Below are 20,279 nucleotides of genomic sequence, written 5' to 3'. Positions count from 1 at the left end.
TGCGCCGAAGAAAGTGCGTATTTAAACGGGAGAGGTGAATGGGAGATTGTCAGTTCTGTTACCCCTATCAAAGAATAAACCGTGAATTTATTCAGTTCTGGGTGAATGTGATCAATGTCTAAGTTTATCGTGATTGGCAGGTCTAACCTCGGTCTCGAAAGGCAAGGGCAGGATAGAACACAAGCCGATTACCCTACATAAAGAATATCCCGCCTTAGCCACGAGCATGAATAGAAGGAATCTATTCAATCACTCGCAGGGACCACTGCTAGACGGAATATAATCATGAGCAAATTTTATGTAGGTTCTGAAGTTGGCCAATTGCGCCGTGTCATGTTGCACCGCCCCAACCTCAGTCTGAAGCGTCTGACTCCTTCCAACTGCCAGGATCTGTTGTTCGATGACGTCCTGTCCGTTGAACGTGCCGGTCAGGAGCACGACAAATTCGCTCAGGTACTGCGCGATCAGAATGTCGAAGTTTTCCTGCTGACCAATCTGCTGGCGGAAACCCTGGACGTGCCGGAAGCCAAAACCTGGCTGCTTCAACATCAGGTCTCCGACTATCGCCTCGGCACTTCTTTTGCCAACGACGTACGCTGCTTCCTGGCTGACATGCCACACCGCGAGCTGGCCCGCATTCTCTCCGGTGGCCTGACCTACTCCGAGATGCCCTACAGCGGCGTCAACATGGTAGTGGGCATGCACGCACCGACCGACTTCATCATCGAACCGCTGCCCAACCACCTCTTTACCCGTGACACCTCCTGCTGGGTCTATGGCGGCGTCTCCATCAACCCGATGGCCAAACCGGCCCGCCGTCGCGAAACCAATCACGTGAAGGCCATCTATCGCTGGCACCCGCAGTTTGCCGGTCAGGACTTCATCAAGTACTTCGGTGATGAGGATCGCGACTACGACAATTCCACCATCGAAGGGGGTGACGTACTGGTCATCGGTCGTGGCGCCGTGCTCATCGGCATGTCCGAGCGCACCACACCGCAAGGGGTCGAGCACCTGGCTCGCGGCCTGTTCAAGCACGGCCAGGCCAAACAGGTCATCGCCATGCAACTGCCGAAACACCGCAGCTGCATGCACCTGGATACCGTCATGACCCACATGGACATAGACACCTTCTCCGTCTATCCGGAAGTCATCCGCAAGGATGTGAACTGCTGGAGCCTGACTCCGGGCGGTGCCACCGGCATGAACATCAAGGAAGAGGGTTACTTCGTCACCGCCATCGAGAAGGCACTGGGTGTCGATCAGCTCAAGCTCATCACCACAGGTGGCGACACCTTCGAGGCCGAGCGCGAGCAGTGGAATGATGCCAACAACGTGCTGACCGTACGCCCTGGCGTGGTGGTGGGTTACGAGCGCAATACCTACACCAACGAGAAGTACGACAAGGCCGGCATCACAGTGCTGCCCATCCCGGGTGAAGAGCTGGGACGTGGCCGCGGCGGCGCCCGCTGCATGAGCTGCCCGATGGAACGCGACGGCATCTAACAAGACGGCGTGGCGCCGGCAGAGACTGGCGCCACACAGCACCAAACTCGAGAGTAACACTCATGAAAAAACCAACTGTCGTCGTCGCCCTGGGTGGCAATGCTCTGCTCCGTCGTGGCGAGCCGCTCGAAGCAGATATCCAGCGCAAGAACATCGCCACCGCCGCCAAGACCATCGCCCTGATCGCTCAGGAGTACAACGTGGTGCTGGTGCATGGCAACGGCCCGCAAGTCGGCCTGCTGGCTCTGCAGAACAGTGCCTACACCAAGGTATCCCCCTATCCGCTGGATGTGCTGGGTGCCGAGTCCCAGGGCATGATCGGCTACATGCTGATCCAGGAATTGAAGAACCTGATGCCGAGCCGCAACGTCACCGCCCTGCTGACCCAGGTGCAGGTTGACCCGCAAGATCCGGCCTTCGTCAATCCGACCAAATTCATCGGTCCCGTCTACGAAGAGGCTGAGGCCCGCGCCCTGGCTGCAGAGAAGCAGTGGGTGGTGAAGGCTGACGGCAAATTCTTCCGCCGCGTGGTGCCGTCTCCGCTGCCCCAGCGCATCGTGGAAGGTGACGCCATCGAAACCCTGATCGCCCAGGGCCACCTCATCATCTGTACCGGTGGTGGCGGCATCCCGGTGACCTGGGATGGCCAGAGCCTGACTGGCATCGAAGCCGTCATCGACAAGGACATGTCTGCCGCCTACCTGGCCAAGCAGATCAAGGCCGACGCCCTGCTGATCCTGACCGATGCCGATGCCGTCTACCTGGACTGGGGCAAACCGACCCAGCGTCCGCTGCGGATCACCAGCCCGGACGAGCTGGCCGGGGTCAAGTTCGACGCAGGCTCCATGGGGCCCAAGGTCGAAGCCTCCTGTGAATTCGTCAAGGCAACCGGCGGCATGGTCGGCATAGGTGCACTGGACGATGGCCTGGCCATCCTCAAGGGCGAAGCCGGCACCAATATCGTCGCCACCCGTACCGTGAATGCGTAATTACCGACATATGTACTGAGAATGCGTAGTCAACACTACTGCCTGAATTGGTCTGAAACAAATATAGAGAGAACTCATCATGGCTTTTAATCTGCGTAACCGTAACTTCCTGAAACTGCTGGACTTCACCCCGCGCGAAATCCAATACATGATCGATCTGGCCATCGACCTGAAGAAAGCCAAATACGGTGGCTATGAGCGCAAACACCTGACCGGCAAGAACATCGCCCTGATCTTCGAGAAGACCTCTACCCGTACCCGTTGTGCGTTTGAAGTGGCGGCCTTCGACCAGGGCGCTCAGGTCTCCTACCTCGGCCCGAGCGGTTCCCAGATCGGCCACAAGGAGTCCATGAAAGACACCGCCCGGGTACTGGGCCGCATGTATGACGGCATCGAATACCGTGGCTATGGCCAGGAGATCGTCGAAGAGCTGGGTGCCCACGCCGGCGTCCCGGTCTGGAACGGCCTGACCAACGAATTCCACCCGACCCAGATCTTGGCCGACTTCATGACCATGCTGGAGCACGGCAAGGGCAAACGCCTGGATCAAATCAAGTTCGCCTACCTGGGTGACGCCCGCAACAACATGGGTAACTCCCTGATGGTCGGTGCCGCCAAGATGGGCATGGACATCCGCCTGGTCGCGCCGAAAGCCTTCTGGCCGGAAGAAGAGCTGGTTGCCAAGTGCCGACTGATCGCCGAAGAGACAGGCGCACGCATCACCCTGACCGAAGATGTGAAAGAGGGTGTGCTGGGTACCGACTTCCTCTACACCGACGTCTGGGTTTCCATGGGTGAAGCGAAAGAAGCCTGGGATCAGCGCGTTAAACTGATGACCCCGTATCAGGTCAACATGGACGTCATCAACGCCACCAAGAACCCGGATGTGAAGTTCATGCACTGCCTGCCGGCGTTCCACAACGACGAGACCACCATGGGCAAGGAAGTGGCTGACAAATACGGCATGAAAGGCCTGGAAGTGACCGAGGACGTGTTCGAATCCGAGCACAGCATCGTGTTCGACGAGGCCGAAAACCGGATGCACACCATCAAGGCAGTGATGGTTGCTACGCTGGGCGACTAAGGTCGCAGTAGTGGTGCCGGGGGGCGACCCCCGGCTTTTCGACCATGTGACAGCGGCATAATACCTCCAACCCTACGACCCGCAGCCTGCATGGATACCACACCCACAGAAGGAAGCTGGACCATGACCAAATTCAAGTTCCCGTCAGCCTACACGATACTGTTCGTGCTGATCGCCCTGGTGGCCGCCCTGAGCTGGATAGTGCCGGCCGGCAAATACGAAATGACCATGAACGAAGCCCTCGGCAAGGAAGTGCCGGTGGCCGGTACCTACAAGCTGGTAGAGGGCAATCCCCAGGGGATCGTCGACGTGCTGCTGGCGCCGATCGATGGTCTCTACAACCATGACACCTACGAGGCAGGCGCCATCGACGTCTCCCTCTTCATCCTGATCATCGGTGGTTTTCTTGGCATAGTGACCAAGACCGGCGCCATCGATGCCGGTATCGAACGGGTGACCGACCGCCTGCGCGGCCGTGAAGAGTGGATGATCCCGATCCTGATGGCGCTGTTCGCCGCAGGGGGCACCATCTACGGCATGGCGGAAGAGTCCCTGCCGTTCTACACCCTGCTGGTGCCTGTGATGATGGCCGCCCGCTTCGACCCGGTCGTCGCCGCCGCCACCGTACTGCTGGGGGCCGGTATCGGTACTCTGGGTTCCACCATCAACCCGTTTGCCACCGTGATCGCTGCCAACGCCGCCGGTATCTCCTTCACCGACGGTATCTGGCTGCGCGTCGCCATGCTGGTGGCCGGCTGGCTGCTGTGCGTGGCCTATGTGATGCGCTACGCCAAGATGGTGCGCAGTGACCCCAGCAAATCCCTGGTGGCTGACAAGTGGGAAGAGAACCGTGCCCACTTCCTCGGCAACAAGAGCGACCAGATGCTGGAGTTCACCCTGACCCGCAAGATCGTGCTGGGCATCTTCGTCGCCGCCTTCGCCGTGATGATCTACGGGGTAGCCGTGCTGGGCTGGTGGATGGCGCAGATCTCCGGTGTCTTCCTGGCTGCCGCCATCATAGTCGGTGTCATCTCCCGCATGAGTGAAGAGGAGCTGACCTCCAACTTCATCGACGGTGCCCGCGACCTGCTCGGCGTGGCCCTGATCATCGGTATTGCCCGCGGTATCGTGGTGGTGATGGACAACGGCATGATCACCCACACCATACTGCACAGCGCGGAAGGGATAGTGACCGGCCTCTCCACAGTAGTGTTCATCAACGTGATGTTCGTGCTGGAAGTGGTGCTCTCCTTCCTGGTGCCGTCCTCCTCCGGCCTGGCCGTGCTGACCATGCCGATCATGGCGCCGCTGGCCGACTTCGCCAACGTGGGTCGCGAGCTGGTGGTCACCGCTTACCAGTCCGCCTCCGGTCTGGTGAACCTGGTGACCCCGACCTCCGCCGTGGTCATGGGTGGCCTGGCCATCGCCAAGGTTCCCTATGTACGTTGGCTGAAATGGGTAGCCCCGCTGCTCGGCCTGCTGACCGTGCTGATCGTGGTCTGCCTGAGCCTGGGTGCCGTGCTGGCATAAACACCGACAGACATAGCTGCAAAAACGGGAGCCACTGGCTCCCGTTTTTTATGGCCGACCACGAGGCGGGCCCAGACAGCGCACGGATGGGATAAAAAGCCGATTGGCAGACAACAAAAAGGCGACCCTGGGTCGCCTTGCTACATTGGGGGAGGGCTAGCGCGCCTGCTCCAGGGTGCGCACCACGGCGGCGTGGGCCTGACGGGTGCGGCTGATGTGGCGCGGGGCGACCAACACCACGTCGTTGCCGGCGACGGCCCCCATGATCTCGGGATTGGCATTGCGATCCAGCAGGCGGGCCACCACGGTGGCGGCCCCTGGCGTGGTATGGATCAACACCATCTGCTGGTTGTGCACCACGGCGCGCACCATATCGTGAATGGAGCGGGTACTGCCGGCGGGTTCCAGCTGTTCGTCCACCAGGGTGTAGACCTTCTTGCCGTTGGCATTTTGCGCCTTGGCGACGCCGAGACGGCGCAGCAGGCGGGAGATGGTGGACTGGCTGATGTCGGCAAAGCCGCGCTCCGACAGCTCGCGGCGGATCTCTTCCTGGGTGCTGTAGCAGTGCTGGCCGATGATCTGGCGACAGGCATCCAGCTGGGCCAGATCGGGCTCTTGGGCAACGGGACGGCTGAGGGTCTTGACCACGGCGAATTCCTTTGATGATGACCGACGGTAAACGCTCGATATCTGCCGCATTTGCTGAATATCAGCAAAAAATACTGGCAATCAATGCACTGGCAGGAAATGAGCGGGAATAGCTCTCTTTGGATGGCAAATTATAACCAACTGGTTATTTGGTGATGTGACAGGGGTCAAAAATGGGCCCCTTGGGGCCCACCTGGATATCTTTTTGAGTCTGGTTCTCAGTAGCGTTCGCTGACGATGTCCTGGGTGAAGGACTTCTCGCAGTATTTGCACTTCATCCGTACCGCGCCTTTCACCTCGCGCACCCGGAAGTAGCTCTCCACCGGCTCGTTGTGGGAGATGCAGTTGGAGTTGGGACAGTGGAACACCCCGGCGATGAACTCCGGCAGCTTGAGCTGGTGCTTCTTCACCACGGCGAAGTCTTCGATGATGTTGACGGTCGCCTTGGGGGCGAACAGCGCCAGCTGGTTGGCCTGTTGCTCGGTCAGGCGGGTGTTCTCGATCTTGATGAGATCCTTTTTGCCGAGGGCGCCGGATTTGAGGTTGAAGCCGACGGTGATCCGCTCCTGGGTCTCTACCAGCTGGAACAGCTTGAGGATCTTGATGCCCTGGCCGGCGGGGACGTGGTCGATGACGGAGCCGTGACGGATGGCTTCGACTTGCAGTTGGTTCTTGTCAGACATGATGTTCCCCTTTCCGTTAGACAGTTTCGTTCAGTACCAGAGCCAGCAGTGCCTGGCGCGCATAGACCCCGTTCTCCGCCTGCTGGAAGTAGTAGGCGTGGGGCGTCTTGTCGACCGCGACGTCGATCTCGTCGACGCGGGGCAGGGGATGCAGGATCTTCATGGTGGGCTTGGCCCCTTCCAGGGTGGCCAGTTCCAGCACGAACTTGGCGGCCATGTGCTTGTACTCGGTCTCGTCGAAGCGCTCTTTCTGGACCCGGGTCATGTAGAGGATGTCGAGCTCAGGCATCACCTCTTCCATGGTTTCATGCACGCTGAACTGGATGCCCTTCTCTTCCAGCTCTTCGCAGATGTAGTCCGGCATCGCCAGCGCTTCCGGCGAGATGAAGAAGAAGCGGCAGTTGAACAGGCTGAGGGCCTGGGCCAGGGAGTGCACGGTGCGGCCGTACTTGAGGTCGCCGACGAAGGCGACGTTGAGGCCGTCCAGTTTGCCCTGGGTCTCACGGATGGAGAAGAGGTCGAGCAGGGTCTGGGTCGGATGCTGGTTGGAGCCGTCGCCGCCGTTGATGACCGGCACGCGGGAGAATTCGGAGGCGAGGCGGGCCGCCCCCTCTTTCGGATGACGCATCACCACCGCATCCGTGTAGGAGCCGATGATCTTGATGGAGTCGGCCAGGGTTTCACCCTTCTTGGCACTGGTGTTGCCACCGTCGGCGAAGCCGATGATGTTGCCACCCAGGCGCTGCACCGCGGTCTCGAAGGAGAGGCGGGTGCGGGTAGAGGCTTCGAAGAAGCAGCTGGCGACCAGCTTGTCTTTCAGCAAGCGGGTGTCGGGCTCGGCCTTCAACCGTTGTGCGGTTGAGACTACCAGTTCCATTTCAGACCGGGTCAGGTCCGTGATGGAGATGACATGTTTCTTATAGAGTGGATTGGTCATCGTCTGCATTCCCTTTGACATCAATGAAGGTTTTTCGGGCACAAAAAAAAGCCCCTGAAACAGGGGCTTTTTTTGAAAACAATTGGGGATCTGTGGGTCGGGAACCGGAAACAACGGGGCCGCTCTGGTGCGCTCCACCCGTCTGCAAGGCTGTTTTTTTCATCAAAAACTGCATCGTCCTGTCCTGACCTTTTTTCAAACCGGACAGATTATAGAGTCGCATTTTGAATTGTCAAAAATTTATTTCAAAGGCAAGATTTGCACGGAAAAACGTTTAAGTGCTGCGAACAGGCCGGCAAACCCACACCTGATGCTGGGGCTGCAGTGGCTCGTCATCATGCACCATGGCGCGCAGATAGCCGAGCCTGTGGTGCCCTTCCAGCAGACAGTAGGGGTGGGGCAGGGGTTGTCCGTTCGGGTAGCTGTCCCCTGCCGTCGATGCCAGCACTATGATGGGTTCTGGCCAACTCCCTTCACGCAACATCCTCTCCCCGAGCCAGGAGCTGCGCACGTAGCGGTTGCTGCGCAACATCTCGCCCCAGCGTTCGATCACCTCCATATGGCGGGAGTCTATCTGGTCGATGATCCGGGCGGTGGGCCAGCTCTCGCACTCGAACTGATGGCGGGCGAGATCGATAAAGCTCCAGTTGGACTCAAAACCGCGCCAATGGCGATAAATCCACTGGATGAGCACATTTTCGGGAATGAAGGGCACCAGCGGGGCGACCCGCGCCAGATAGTCGGGCAGCGTCTCGGTTTTGCTTTCATCCCTGAAGTTGAGCGGTGCAAGTTGTTGCAGTAACCGGTAATTGAGCATGTGCAGCCCCCTTCTTGCCTGGCCCCAAGCATAACCCTACCCCTATTGTGGTCAGTTTCCTACCCAAACAAGGCTGTAAATACAGCAGGTTACCCATTGGAGCTGCATAAATTGGCGGGATCTGCTCGTCCTTTGCGCAATCGCACCGAAAGTGAGAAAAAAGCCTTTACCTTTGAAACCCGCTTTGTATACTACGCCTCGTTTGTTGCAGGGGCGTAGTTCCAATTGGTAGAACAGCGGTCTCCAAAACCGATGGTTGCGGGTTCGAGTCCTGCCGCCCCTGCCATTTTCAGAAAAGCCAGCTCATTGAGCTGGCTTTTCGCTTTTCCGGGCCTGCCACTCTCCTTTTGCACATCCCCCTGTGCTGCCTGCTCTCCTGGCCTGGTTGCTCTCCCCATACCCGCATCTCCCAACCGCTAGTCGCTATTGCGCCACTCTGCCCTGTCGTTTCTGGCAATCGTGCTGCCGGGCCCCCTGTGCTACATAACAGGGTCGGTGCCCTGGCATGCCGGCACTCAATGCTCAAGCCGTGGATTGTGGGCGTGAACATCAGCTGAGGAGAGCGAACCATGAACAAGGCAGTGGAAACCCGATTGAACAAGTCCCGACCCGGCGGCTGGATCCCCCAGGATGGGGCCCATGTCGAGCGCTGGATCCGGCGGATCAAGCACTACGTGAACCAGCAGCCGAGAGCGCTGGTCCCCCCCATCGCCGAGCTGCGGGATCTGGTCAATGCCGACCCGGCGCTGCATGCCCAGGCCGAGGCCATGTTCAAGGAGGCCTGGCGCCACAAGCACCAGACCCCGCTCGGTCAGCCTGAGGTGCGTTCGTTCGAGGAGTTCCTCGGTCTGCTCAACGGCATCATGACCACGGCCCCCGAGGCCTATCAGGACATCCCCAGCCAGGAACCGTCCGGCCTCATCGGCTTTCCCATCAATGCCCTGCTCGACTGGCCCATGGCCACTCGCTCCGGCTACCAGTTTTTTGCCAATGCTCTGGTCAATCAGCAGTTCAAGAAGATCCTCGACTACTGGGCCCAGTTCCTGCAAAGCCCGGCTTCCCGCTATGTGCTGACCGAGCCGGTAAGCAGGCTGGATCGCGAGACCCTGGTGGTGCCCTGGCTCGGCAAGGCAGCCAAGGCCGAGATGGTGCAGGTGGCGAACGAAGCGGTCGGGGAGGGGCCCAACCCCACTCCGGGCAGTTTCGAGCAGATCTTCGAGTGCGAGCCGGCGGCCGATTACCACGGCTTCGGCTGCTGGGATGACTTCTTCACCCGGCGTTTTCGGGCCGGGGTGCGGCCGGTCTCGGCGCCAACGGATGACAATGTCATCGTCAACGCCTGCGAGTCGGCGCCGCTGCAGGTGCGCAAGGAGGTGAGCCGCAGCGATCAGTTCTGGCTCAAGGGGCAGCCCTATTCGCTGGAGAACATGCTCGATTTTGACGATCTGGCCCCCCGTTTCGAGGGCGGCACCGTCTATCAGGCCTTCCTCAGCGCGCTCAGCTACCACCGCTGGCACAGCCCGGTGAGCGGCACCATCCGCAAGGTGCGCGTCGTCAACGGCACCTACTATCTGGAGAACCAGTTCGAAGGCTTTGCTGACCCGCAGGGGGCGGATCCCAGCGCCCCCAACAACTCCCAGCCGTTCCTCACCTCGGTGGCGACCCGGGCACTCATCTTCATCGAGGCGGACAACCCCAAAATCGGCCTGATGTGCGTGGTACCGGTGGGGATGGCCGAGGTGTCGAGCTGCGAGATCACGGTGCAGGCGGGGGACAGGGTGAAGAAGGGGGATCAGCTCGGCATGTTCCACTTCGGCGGCTCCACCCACTGTCTGCTGTTTCGCCCCGGCGTCAGGCTGGAGTTTGACTTCCATGGCCAGACCCCAGGGCTGGATGCGACCAATATGCGGCTCAATACCGCCATCGCCCGGGTCAAGTAGCTCTGCCGGGCTGAGTATGGGAGGCCGCCTGCGGGCGGCCTTGTTGCATTCAGGCCTGCTGCCGGAGAAGCAGATCCAGGTAGGCGCCTTCTATCAGCCGGGAGGGCTCTACCCCAAGCAGTGCCATGATGTCGTTGGCTTCCTGCATCCCCGCCTCAAGCGGCTCGTCCTCCTCCAGCACCACCTCCAGTTCGAGGAAGTGGCCGAGCCCCTGCACCCGATCTAGGTGGATCCGGGTTCTGCCGAGCAGCAACAGGGTGCGCTTCTTCTGCACCCTGCCGATCTGGCCCCAGGCCAGGCTGAGGGTCTCCCGCAGGCGATCCGGTTCATGTGTCGGGGTCAGCTGATAGAAGCTCTCCTTGGGGCCTTGCTGATCGGCGCGGCGGTAGAAGATGAGCTCGCCGGCCGAGGGAGAAAAGGTTCGCAGCTTCAGACGACCGGCGTCACAGCGAAAGAAGGTGTCATCCTGCTCGATCTCGACGGGGCCCTGATCGGCGATGGCGAGTGCCTTGGGGAGCAGGTCATCTATCCGCTCTATCCTGGCTTTTATCTCGATATTTCGGGGCATGGCAGGGTTATCCATCAGGGGTTGAAGGAGTCCAACCTAGCACGGATTGCGTCCCTGCATAGCCATTTGTCGAGACGGATATCGGCCGAAGAGTGGGTGGTTTTTCGTGAGCTGTGGCACAACCTGTTGCCGAGTCATGATAAATCGACAGGATTCACTAAAGTCTGTTCAGCATGTGGCCGATAGCCTTGATTAAACAAGGGTCTCTCCCTGGCCCGTCACAACAACAAGGATCCGTAGTCATGACACTTTCGTTGCGCGGCAAGCTGCTGGCCACCAGTCTGGGGGTGGTGCTGCTGATGGCCTCACTGCTCGGCATCGTTGCCTTTCACACCCTCAAATCCCGCACCATGAGCGCCATCCAGAGCGAGGCGGTCAACTATGGCCACGCCTACTCGGTCGCCATAGGCGACTGGATGGCGGATCGCAAGAACACGGTGCACGCGCTGGTGAACCTGATCGCCGACAACCCGCAGGCCGAGCTGGTGCCCCACCTGAAGCAGGCCTACACCTCGGGTGGCTTCGGACTCACCTACTTTGGTTCCACCCAGGGGGTGATGACCCGCCAGGACCCCTCCCTCAATACCGGCAACTATGACCCGCGCGAGCGCCCCTGGTATCAGGACGCGGTGAAGGCGGGGCAGCTCATCGTCACCGCCCCCTATGTCAGCGTCACCATGCAGAAGCTGGTGGTCACCCTCTCCGAGCCGGTACGTCATCAGGGCGAGCTGGTCGGCGCCGTGGGGGCCAACCTGGCGCTCGACAAGCTGATCGACGAGGTGTTGGCGATGCAGGTACAGGGGGATGGATACGCCATGCTGCTCGACAGCAGCGGCCTCATCGTCGGCCACCCCAACAAGGAGCTGGCGCTCAAGCAGATTGGCGAGCTCTCCCCCGACCTGTCGGCAGCCACCTTCCAGCAGTGGGGCCGCGAGAACAACGAGCTGCACGCCGCCACCCTGGACGGGCGCGACGTGCTGCTGGCGGTGCAGCCGGTGGCGGGCACCGACTGGCTGCTGGCCATGGTGATGTGTCGCGACGTGCTGGAGGCACCGCTCGCCTCCCTGCTGTGGCAGCTGGTGGGGCTGACCCTGGTGCTGATGCTGGTGTTCAGCGCCCTGCTCACCGCCATGTTCAAGTATCTGTTTGCCGATCTGGGTCGGGTCGCCGGCGCGCTGCACGACATCGCCCACGGCGAGGGGGACCTCACGGTGCACATCAACACCCGCAGCAAGGACGAGGTGGGTCAGCTGGCGGAGAGCTTCAACCAGTTCGTGGCGCGGCTGCACGGTATCGTCAGCCGGCTGCGCGATGTCACCGTAGAGCTGGCGGCCCAGTCTCGCGCCCAGGCGGCTGGCGCCCAGTCCCGCAGCCAGCGGGTGCGCCAGCAGCAGGACGAGATCGTCATGGTGGCGACCGCGGTGACCGAGATGGCCTCCGCTACCCAGGAGATCGCCGGCAACGCCGAGTTTGCCGCCACCACCTCGGGCGACGCGGTCAAGCTGGCGGTATCCGGCCAGTCGCAGGTCGGCCAGAGCCAGCGCAGCATCACCGGGCTGGCAGACGAAGTGGCCGACGCCAGCCAGATCATTGTGGAGCTGGATGCCCATGCCCAGAAGATCAGCGGCATCCTGGCCACCATCAGCGGCATCGCCGAGCAGACCAACCTGCTGGCGCTCAACGCCGCCATCGAGGCGGCGCGGGCCGGCGAGCAGGGTCGCGGCTTTGCGGTGGTGGCTGACGAGGTGCGGGTACTGTCGCGCCGCACCCACGACTCCACCGACGAGATCCAGCAGATGATCGAGACCCTGCAGCAGACCACCCGCCGGGCGGTGGGCGGCATGGAGACCAGCCGCCAGCTGGCGGGGACCAGCGTGGAGGATGCGGAGTCCGCCAACCAGAGCCTGGCGCGGATCAACGAGGCGATCGGTTCCATCAGCGACATGGCGACTCAGATTGCGGCGGCGGCCGAAGAGCAGACCTCGGTCACCAGCGAGATCAGCCGCAACACCGAGAACATCCGCCACGTCTCCCAGGAGCTGGCCGAGCAGGCCAATCAGGAGGCAGCGCAGGCGGCCGAGCTGAAGGGGCTGACCGAGCGGCTGGAGCAGGAGATTGGCCGCTTCCGGCTCTGATCCTCAGACAATCTTCCATGACAAAGGGCAGCCCACGGGCTGCCCTTGCTTATTTCACGACAGGCTCAGGGGTCTGCGTGACCCAGATCAGCTGATCGGTGGCAAAGCCCAGCCCCTTGGCCTTGGCGATCAGCGCATCCACGTTGGCTTTGGGCGGATTGGGTGAGCGGGCGAGGATCCAGAGATAGTCGTGGTTGTAGCTGGTTACCAGCGAGAGCTGGTAATCGGGATCCAGTTCGATGACGTTGTAGCCGCCGTAGAAGGGGCCGAAGAAGCTCACCTTGAGCCGTGCCTCGTCCGGTTTGTCGACGAAGTAGGCCTTGCCCTCTGCCTCGCGCCAGCTGCCGTCACTCTGCTTGCCGCGATTGAGCACCCTGACCCCGCCGTCGTCGCGCAGGCTGTAGGTGGCGCTCACCTGCTCCAGTCCGCGCTCAAAGCTATGGTCGAGGCGGGCTATCTCGTACCAGGTGCCGAGGTAGCGGTCGAGCTGGAAGCCGGTAACGGGGCGGATGCCGTAGGCGAGGCCGGTACAGGCCGTCAGCAGGCAGGCGGTCAGCAGGCAAAGCAGTGTACGCATGAACAATTCCTCTCTGGTTATCCCTCTATGATGCGCAGCTGGCCTTCCCGGAAGCGGGAGGCCTGATCCGTCGGCGTGCTGCCGAAGAAGCGCTTGTACTCCCGGCTGAACTGGGAGTTGCTCTCGTAGCCGACCCTAGCCGCCGCGGTGCCCGCCTTGATGCCGTCGTGCAGCATCATCATCCGCGCCTTGTGGAGGCGAAACGACTTGATGTACTGCAACGGCGAGGTGGCGGTGACCGCCTTGAAGTGGTGGTGGAACGCGGAGACGCTCATGTTCACCTCCCGCGCCAGCTCCTCCATGGTCAGGTTGTCGGCGAAACGCTGCTCTATCATACGCAGCACCCGGGCGATCTGGCCCACATGGTTGTGGCGGTTGGCGAGCGCCTGCAGCGCCGGGCCGCCCCCCTCGTGCAGGGCGTAGAACAGCATCTCCCGCACCGTCTGCGGCCCCAGCACCCGGGCGTGGTGGGGTTTGTCCATCAGATCGATCAGTCGCTCGGCGGCGCAGAACATGGCCTCCGACAGGGGCACAGAGTGCACGCCGCTCTTTTGCGGAGCGGGAGCGGGCAGGGCATCCCCCAGCTCCAGCAGCAGCTCCTGCAGGGTCACCAGGTTGATCTCGAGGGAGAAGCCGATGAGGGGCTGCTCGGGGGAGGCGAAGCACTCGCACTCGCAGGGCAGCGGCAGGGTCATCAGCAGGTAGTGGTTGGGGTCGTAGCGAAACACCTGGTCCGCCAGATAGCCCACCTTGTGTCCCTGCAGGATCACTATCATCCGCGGCTGGTAGAGCACCGGGGTGCGGCCGTGGTATTCGGTGGTGTAGATGAGGCTCACCTGATCCACCGGCGAGGGAGTGATGCCGGGAGCGGTGACGTGGTGAGCCAGCTTGGCGGCGAGGTCGGTGTAGCGTGTCTGCATGGGATGCTCTTGGAGTCTGTTCTGGCTGCTTTGTAGAAATAGGCAAAGAACGAGCAGGATGTTGTCTTGATGGTATTGGTTGTCTGGAGAAAAATGCAATCACATTTTTGCGGCCTGGCCGCCAGAGACTAAAAAGGCAATGTCGATGAACAACTTCACCCTGCATACCCCGACCAAGATCCTGTTCGGCAAGGGCCAGGTCGCCCAGCTGCGTGCCCAACTGCCACACGACGCCCGCATCCTCATCACCTACGGTGGCGGCAGCGTGGTGCGCAGCGGCCTGCTGGCCCAGATCCGCAGCGAACTGGCCGGCATGACCCTGTTTGAATTCGGCGGCATCGAGCCCAACCCCACCTACGAGACCCTGATGGGGGCGGTCGAGCTGGCCCGCGCCGAGCGGGTCGACTTCCTGCTGGCCGTCGGCGGCGGCTCCGTGCTGGACGGCACCAAGTTCATCGCCGCGGCCGCCCACTACGATCCGGCCCGGGATCCCTGGCACATCCTCGAGACCGTGGGCAATGAAGTGCGCTCCGCCATCCCGCTCGGCGCCGTGCTGACCCTGCCGGCCACCGGTTCCGAGATGAACATGGGCGCCGTGGTGACCCGTCGCAGCACCGGCGACAAGGTGCACTTCTTCTCGCCGTTCGTGATGCCGCGCTTCGCCGTGCTCGACCCGGTGCTCACCTACACCCTGCCGGCCCGTCAGGTGGCCAACGGGGTGGTGGATGCCTTCGTGCACATCCTGGAGCAGTACCTCACCTACCCGGTCAACGCCAAGGTGCAGGATCGCTTCGCCGAGGGCCTGCTGCTGACCCTGCTGGAAGAGGGCCCCAAGGCACTGGTGGAGCCGGAAAACTACGAGGTGCGCGCCAACATCATGTGGAGTGCCACCCTGGCGCTGAACGGCCTGATCGGAGCCGGTGTACCGCAGGACTGGGCCACCCACATGCTGGGCCACGAGATCACCGCCCTGCACGGCCTCGACCACGCCCAGACCCTGGCAGTGGTGCTGCCGGCCCTGCTGCAGGCCAAGCGCCAGCAGAAACACGCCAAGCTGCTGCAATACGCCGAGCGGGTGTGGGATCTGCGCAGTGGCAGCGAGGCTGAACGCATCGACGGCGCCATCGCCGCCACCCGCGACTTCTTCGAGCGGATGGGGATCAAGACCCGGCTGCGGGATTACGGCGTGGCGGACGCAGGAATTGATACCCTGCTCGGCAAGCTGGCGGAACACGGCATGACCGCCATCGGCGAGCACGGCGATATCGACCTGGTGCAGAGCCAGCATATTTATGAGGCGGCCTGGTAAGCCGGGCACACCGGTCAGTCACCATCGAAACGATTAAATAACAGGGGCCGGATCCGCCTATTTGGCGGGTAGACGGCCCCTTGTCTGTTACAAAACAGTTACTTTTTTCGTTTTCGGCCTGATATCTGTGATCCGTGCGGATTTCGTAAGAACAAAAAGCGCTAAGATAGAGGGCCGGTAAAACATTTTTTTTGACTGGTTGGATCACTTTTTCCAGCGCTTTTTACTGGTATAAGTCGCTAATTTGGTTTGTTTTTTTAAATCATGGTCCGGGACGGGCTGAATTCTGTACGCGCGCTGCCGGGACTGCGGTTGTAATAAAACTCCAAAATTTGATACTAATCACCTTCGCGCCTGAAAAGCGGGGGCCTGACCATGACAGGAGGTTGAGGTAAAGCCTACTGATTTTCATAACAAAGGGCCCGTGACCTGCACTTTGGTCATGTCTTGTTTCGCCAGAAATGCGACACTGGGCAGCGATTGTTTATTAACCATCAGGGAATAGTCATGCAGATTGGAATACCGAGAGAGAGTCTCGCCGGTGAGACCCGGGTCGCAGCGACCCCGGCCACCGTTGAGCAGCTGAAAAAGCTCGGCTTCGAGGTCGCTATCGAGGCCGGTGCCGGCCTGCTGGCCAGCTTCGATGATGCCGCCTTCGAGGCTGCCGGTGCCAGCGTGGTGCCGAGCGTCTGGCAAGCCGACCTCATCTTCAAGGTCAATGCGCCGACCGATGCCGAGATCGCACAAATTAAAGATGGTGCCACTCTGGTGAGCTTCATCTGGCCCGCCCAGAACCCTGAGCTGGTCAAAAAGCTGTCCGAGCGCAACATCAATGTGATGGCGATGGACATGGTGCCGCGGATCTCCCGTGCCCAGTCCCTCGATGCCCTCTCCTCCATGGCCAACATCGGTGGCTATCGCGCCGTCGTTGAAGCCGCGCACCAGTTTGGTCGCTTCTTCACCGGCCAGATCACCGCCGCCGGTAAAGTGCCGCCCGCCAAGGTGCTGGTGATCGGTGCCGGTGTCGCCGGTCTGGCCGCCATCGGTACTGCCGGTTCCCTCGGTGCCATCGTGCGTGCGTTCGATACCCGTCTGGAAGTGGCCGAGCAGATCGAGTCCATGGGTGGCGAATTCCTCAAGCTCGACTTCGGCGGCGAGGATGGTTCCTCCTCCGATGGTTATGCCAAGGTCATGAGCGAAGAGTTCATCGCGGCCGAGATGGCGCTGTTTGCCCAGCAGGCCAAGGAAGTGGACATCATCATCACCACCGCCCTGATCCCGGGCAAGCCGGCACCCAAGCTGATCACCAAAGAGATGGTGGACAGCATGAAGCCGGGTTCCGTCATCGTGGACATGGCTGCCCAGGCTGGCGGCAACTGCGAATACACGGTATCGGGTGAACTGCATGTCACCGACAACGGCGTCAAGGTGATCGGTTACACCGATCTGCCGGGTCGTCTGCCTGCCCAATCCTCCCAGCTCTACGGTACCAACCTGGTCAACCTGATGAAGCTGATGTGCAAGGAGAAGGACGGCAACGTCGCCATCGACTTCGAAGACGTGGTGCAGCGCAACATGACGGTGATCCAGGCCGGTGAAGTGACCTTCCCGCCGCCCGCCATCTCCGTCTCTGCCGCCCCGCAGAAGCCGGCCGCCGCCAAACCGGCTGCCAAGAAAGAAGAGGCCAAACCCTCCAACAAGAAGTTCGTGTTCGGTGCCCTCGGCATCGCCGCCTTCGGCTGGGTTGCTGCCGTGGCGCCTGCCGCGTTCCTCTCTCACTTCACCGTATTCATCCTGGCCTGTGTGGTCGGTTACTACGTGGTGTGGAACGTCTCTCACGCCCTGCACACGCCGCTGATGTCGGTCACCAATGCCATCTCCGGCATTATCGTGGTCGGTGCCCTGCTGCAGATTGGGCAAGGGTCGACCCTGGTCACCGCATTGGCCTTCATCGCCGTGCTGATTGCCAGTATCAACATCTTCGGCGGCTTCACCGTCACTCAGCGCATGCTGAAGATGTTCCGTAAGGATTAAGGGGGTTTAACGTGTCTCAAGGACTGGTAACAGCATCCTATATCGTTGCCGCCGTGCTCTTCATCCTCAGTCTCGCGGGACTGTCGAAGCAAGAGACGGCCAAACATGGCAACCTGTTCGGTATCGCGGGTATGGCCATCGCCCTGCTCGCCACCGTATTCAACCCGGAAACCAGTGGCGTTCACTGGATCATCCTGGCCATGGTGATCGGCGGTGCCATCGGCGTGCGTCTGGCGCTCAAGGTCGAGATGACCGAAATGCCCGAGCTGGTGGCCGTGCTGCACAGCTTCGTGGGTATGGCGGCCGTGCTGGTGGGCTTCAACAGCTTCATCGATCTGCACCCGTCTGCTCCGGCTGAAGTGGTGGTCTCTGTCGGTTCCAACCTGGATGCCACTCTGGCTGCGGCCCGCGCCGCCTTCGAACAGGCCAACAGCGTCGCCCAGGTCGAGCACCTGACCGGCGCCATGCTGAACATCCACCTGGTGGAAGTGTTCCTGGGCGTCTTCATCGGTGCGGTGACCTTCACCGGTTCCGTGGTGGCGTTCGGCAAGCTGCGTGGCCTGATCTCTTCCAAGCCGCTGATGCTGCCGCACCGCCACAAGCTGAACCTGCTGGCCGTGGTGGTCTCCATCGCGCTGATGATCCACTTCGTCAACGCCGGTGGCTCCACCTTCGCCCTGCTGGTGATGACCCTGATCGCCTTCGCCTTCGGCTGGCACCTGGTTGCCTCCATCGGCGGCGCCGACATGCCGGTGGTGGTCTCCATGCTGAACTCCTACTCCGGTTGGGCGGCAGCGGCGGCGGGCTTCATGCTCTCCAACGACCTGCTGATCGTCACCGGTGCCCTGGTGGGTTCTTCCGGTGCGATCCTCTCCTACATCATGTGCAAGGCGATGAACCGCTCCTTCATCTCCGTGATCGCCGGTGGCTTCGGCTCCGACGGTGTGGCCTCCACGGCCGACCAGGAGATGGGCGAATACCGCGAGACCAGTGCCGAAGACGTGGCCGAGCTGCTGAAAAACTCCAGCTCCGTCATCATCACCCCGGGCTACGGCATGGCGGTGGCGCAGGCCCAGTATCCGGTGGCCGAGATCACCCAGAAGCTGCGTGATCGCGGCGTCAAGGTGCGCTTCGGTATCCACCCGGTTGCCGGTCGTCTGCCTGGCCACATGAACGTGCTGCTGGCGGAAGCGAAAGTCCCGTACGACATCGTGCTGGAAATGGACGAGATCAACGAAGACTTCAGCGATACCGATACCGTGCTGGTGATCGGTGCCAACGACACCGTCAACCCGGCTGCCATGGAAGATCCGGGCAGCCCCATCGCCGGCATGCCGGTGCTGGAAGTGTGGAAGGCGCAGAACGTCATCGGCTTCAAGCGTTCCATGAACACTGGCTATGCCGGTGTGCAGAACCCGCTGTTCTTCAAAGAGAACACCCAGATGCTGTTCGGCGATGCCAAGGCCAGCGTCGAGGCCATCCTGAAAGCGCTGTAAGCGCCGGAGAGGAAAGCAAAAAGGAGGCTGCGGCCTCCTTTTTTATTACTTACTTTTTGGTATATCCTCAGCCAATGCACAGAGGGAGAGCGCGGCATGGTGTGGCGGAAAGGATGGATCCTGTTTTGTCTCTGGTGGGGGAGCCTGGTGCAGGCCGCCGAGCCGCCGACCCTGACTCTGCTCACCGAACTGTGGCCGCCTTATGTGATGCGCCTCGACGACGGCAGTCTGGGTGGTGCCGATCTTGAGCTGGCCCGCACCGTGCTCAAACGGATGGGCTACCAGACCACGGTCAAGGTGCTGCCCTGGAAGCGGGTGCTGCAGGAGGCCAGGTTCCAGCGCGGCGATGCCGTGGTCGACGTCTTCTTCGAGGAGCGGCGGCTGGAGTGGCTGCACTATCCGGATGAACCCCTCTCCCAGAGCGGCGAAGTGATCTTCTTCCCCTTCAGCAAGCCTGTCGACTATCAGAGCCTGGAGAGCCTCAAGGGGCTGCGTATCGGCACCCAGGCAGATTACGCCTATGGCGAGCCCTTCCTGACCTCGGCCCTGTTCACCCGGGTGCCCATGACCGGGGAGAGCAACATGATCAAGCAGCTGCACCTGATGATGGCCGGCCGGCTGGATGCGGTGGTGATGAACCAGATAGTGGGCCGTTACCTGCTCAAGGGGCAGGGTCTGCAGGATCAGGTAGGTCACAGCGAAAAGATGGTGACCGAGAGCAACCGCAACTTTCTCGCCTTTACCCACAGGCCCGGCAACGAACGGCTGGCCTATCAGTTCTCCCTCGCCCTCAAGGCCTTCAAGCAGACCCCCGAGTATCAGGCCCTGCTGACCCGCTACGGGCTCTGACCCCGTCTTGAACCGGCGGTACCGGGCCGCTATCACCCTGTTGTGCGCCTGTTCACATTTTGTGGCACTTCACCGCCAGTGGGGCATAATGCCTGCGCAAAAAGCGAGTCGGCTCAATTTTATTTGAGTCCTATTGCTTTAGAGTTACCAAAAGTTGATCGGATTGCCCAGCGCCACAGCGGCTCCGATCATAGGCGCGGCCCTCATTCGGCTGCCGCCAGCCCGGCATCTCCCGCCATACTGGTTATATGTCGCTC

Annotated in this window: 18 protein-coding genes and 1 tRNA gene; 11 read left to right on the top strand and 8 right to left on the bottom strand. The window is 61.2% G+C overall.

Annotated elements, in window-relative coordinates; all coding sequences use genetic code 11:
• The first annotated feature begins 285 nt into the window (after positions 1-285).
• The 4 genes from arcA to ACB031_RS21260 all read left to right on the top strand — a co-directional run bounded on the left by arcA (position 286) and on the right by ACB031_RS21260 (position 5,109).
• The gene (gene arcA, locus ACB031_RS21275; RefSeq protein ID WP_017764826.1) at positions 286-1,506 is read left to right on the top strand and encodes an arginine deiminase; all 1,221 of its coding nucleotides are present in this window, start codon (positions 286-288) and stop codon (positions 1,504-1,506) included.
• A gap of 62 nt (positions 1,507-1,568) precedes the next feature.
• Entirely contained in the window at positions 1,569-2,495 is a 927-nt protein-coding gene (gene arcC / locus ACB031_RS21270; protein ID WP_010635806.1) for a carbamate kinase, read from the top strand.
• A gap of 79 nt (positions 2,496-2,574) precedes the next feature.
• The gene (argF, locus tag ACB031_RS21265) at positions 2,575-3,579 is read left to right on the top strand and encodes an ornithine carbamoyltransferase (RefSeq protein ID WP_005306471.1); all 1,005 of its coding nucleotides are present in this window, start codon (positions 2,575-2,577) and stop codon (positions 3,577-3,579) included.
• Between the two features lie 123 nt (positions 3,580-3,702).
• Complete coding sequence (locus tag ACB031_RS21260) at positions 3,703-5,109, top strand: YfcC family protein (protein ID WP_005306469.1); 1,407 nt, start codon at positions 3,703-3,705, stop codon at positions 5,107-5,109.
• 156 nt (positions 5,110-5,265) lie between these two features.
• Here ACB031_RS21260 and ACB031_RS21255 read toward each other — a convergent pair whose 3' ends face one another.
• From ACB031_RS21255 to ACB031_RS21235, 5 genes are all read right to left on the bottom strand, one after another.
• A complete protein-coding gene (locus ACB031_RS21255) occupies positions 5,266-5,757 on the bottom strand; it encodes an arginine repressor (RefSeq protein WP_005306467.1) in 492 nt (163 codons plus the stop codon).
• 218 nt (positions 5,758-5,975) lie between these two features.
• Positions 5,976-6,440 (bottom strand): aspartate carbamoyltransferase regulatory subunit, encoded by a 465-nt coding sequence (pyrI, locus tag ACB031_RS21250; RefSeq protein ID WP_005306465.1) that lies wholly within the window; start codon positions 6,438-6,440, stop codon positions 5,976-5,978.
• 16 nt (positions 6,441-6,456) lie between these two features.
• Positions 6,457-7,377 (bottom strand): aspartate carbamoyltransferase, encoded by a 921-nt coding sequence (gene pyrB / locus ACB031_RS21245; protein WP_005306463.1) that lies wholly within the window; start codon positions 7,375-7,377, stop codon positions 6,457-6,459.
• A complete protein-coding gene (locus ACB031_RS21240) occupies positions 7,358-7,552 on the bottom strand; it encodes a hypothetical protein (RefSeq protein WP_139431056.1) in 195 nt (64 codons plus the stop codon). Before ACB031_RS21240 ends, pyrB begins: the two co-directional genes overlap by 20 nt.
• Positions 7,553-7,651: 99 nt before the next feature.
• Positions 7,652-8,194, bottom strand: coding sequence for a hypothetical protein (locus ACB031_RS21235; protein ID WP_005306461.1), 543 nt, complete (start codon positions 8,192-8,194; stop codon positions 7,652-7,654).
• A gap of 209 nt (positions 8,195-8,403) precedes the next feature.
• Here ACB031_RS21235 and ACB031_RS21230 point away from each other — a divergent pair.
• Both ACB031_RS21230 and ACB031_RS21225 read left to right on the top strand, forming a co-directional pair.
• Positions 8,404-8,480 (top strand) — tRNA-Trp (locus ACB031_RS21230).
• Between the two features lie 283 nt (positions 8,481-8,763).
• Positions 8,764-10,134 carry a phosphatidylserine decarboxylase family protein gene (locus tag ACB031_RS21225; RefSeq protein WP_017781202.1) on the top strand — a complete coding sequence of 457 codons (1,371 nt, stop codon included), beginning with the start codon at positions 8,764-8,766 and terminating at the stop codon, positions 10,132-10,134.
• A 49-nt stretch (positions 10,135-10,183) separates the two neighbouring features.
• Here the strand turns inward: ACB031_RS21225 and ACB031_RS21220 are convergent, their stop codons facing one another.
• Positions 10,184-10,702 carry a class IV adenylate cyclase gene (locus tag ACB031_RS21220; RefSeq protein ID WP_371140196.1) on the bottom strand — a complete coding sequence of 173 codons (519 nt, stop codon included), beginning with the start codon at positions 10,700-10,702 and terminating at the stop codon, positions 10,184-10,186.
• A 242-nt stretch (positions 10,703-10,944) separates the two neighbouring features.
• Here ACB031_RS21220 and ACB031_RS21215 point away from each other — a divergent pair, with 242 nt between their 5' ends.
• On the top strand, positions 10,945-12,837 hold the full coding sequence (locus ACB031_RS21215; RefSeq protein WP_371140195.1) for a methyl-accepting chemotaxis protein: 1,893 nt from the start codon (positions 10,945-10,947) through the stop codon (positions 12,835-12,837).
• A 49-nt stretch (positions 12,838-12,886) separates the two neighbouring features.
• On the opposite strand, the gene ACB031_RS21210 is transcribed toward ACB031_RS21215, so the two are convergent.
• Both ACB031_RS21210 and ACB031_RS21205 read right to left on the bottom strand, forming a co-directional pair.
• Positions 12,887-13,414 (bottom strand): lipocalin family protein, encoded by a 528-nt coding sequence (locus ACB031_RS21210; protein ID WP_368231940.1) that lies wholly within the window; start codon positions 13,412-13,414, stop codon positions 12,887-12,889.
• A gap of 17 nt (positions 13,415-13,431) precedes the next feature.
• Positions 13,432-14,334 carry an AraC family transcriptional regulator gene (locus ACB031_RS21205; RefSeq protein WP_042050108.1) on the bottom strand — a complete coding sequence of 301 codons (903 nt, stop codon included), beginning with the start codon at positions 14,332-14,334 and terminating at the stop codon, positions 13,432-13,434.
• A 145-nt stretch (positions 14,335-14,479) separates the two neighbouring features.
• Here ACB031_RS21205 and yqhD point away from each other — a divergent pair, with 145 nt between their 5' ends.
• The 4 genes from yqhD (at position 14,480) to ACB031_RS21185 (ending at position 20,022) form a co-directional block, all read left to right on the top strand.
• Entirely contained in the window at positions 14,480-15,643 is a 1,164-nt protein-coding gene (gene yqhD / locus ACB031_RS21200) for an alcohol dehydrogenase (protein WP_017764817.1), read from the top strand.
• Between the two features lie 507 nt (positions 15,644-16,150).
• Positions 16,151-17,677, top strand: a complete 1,527-nt coding sequence (gene pntA / locus ACB031_RS21195) for a Re/Si-specific NAD(P)(+) transhydrogenase subunit alpha (RefSeq protein WP_010635814.1) — start codon at positions 16,151-16,153, stop codon at positions 17,675-17,677.
• Between the two features lie 11 nt (positions 17,678-17,688).
• Positions 17,689-19,173: a Re/Si-specific NAD(P)(+) transhydrogenase subunit beta gene (gene pntB / locus ACB031_RS21190; RefSeq protein WP_005306445.1), complete on the top strand. Its 1,485-nt coding sequence runs from the start codon at positions 17,689-17,691 to the stop codon at positions 19,171-19,173.
• Positions 19,174-19,269: 96 nt separating this feature from the next.
• Positions 19,270-20,022: an ABC transporter substrate-binding protein gene (locus tag ACB031_RS21185; protein WP_017781197.1), complete on the top strand. Its 753-nt coding sequence runs from the start codon at positions 19,270-19,272 to the stop codon at positions 20,020-20,022.
• Positions 20,023-20,279 lie beyond the last annotated feature (257 nt).

Source organism: Aeromonas sp. S8(2024) (assembly GCF_041403085.1).
GTDB lineage: Bacteria > Pseudomonadota > Gammaproteobacteria > Enterobacterales > Aeromonadaceae > Aeromonas > Aeromonas dhakensis.
This window is presented reverse-complemented; position numbering and strand designations above follow the sequence as displayed.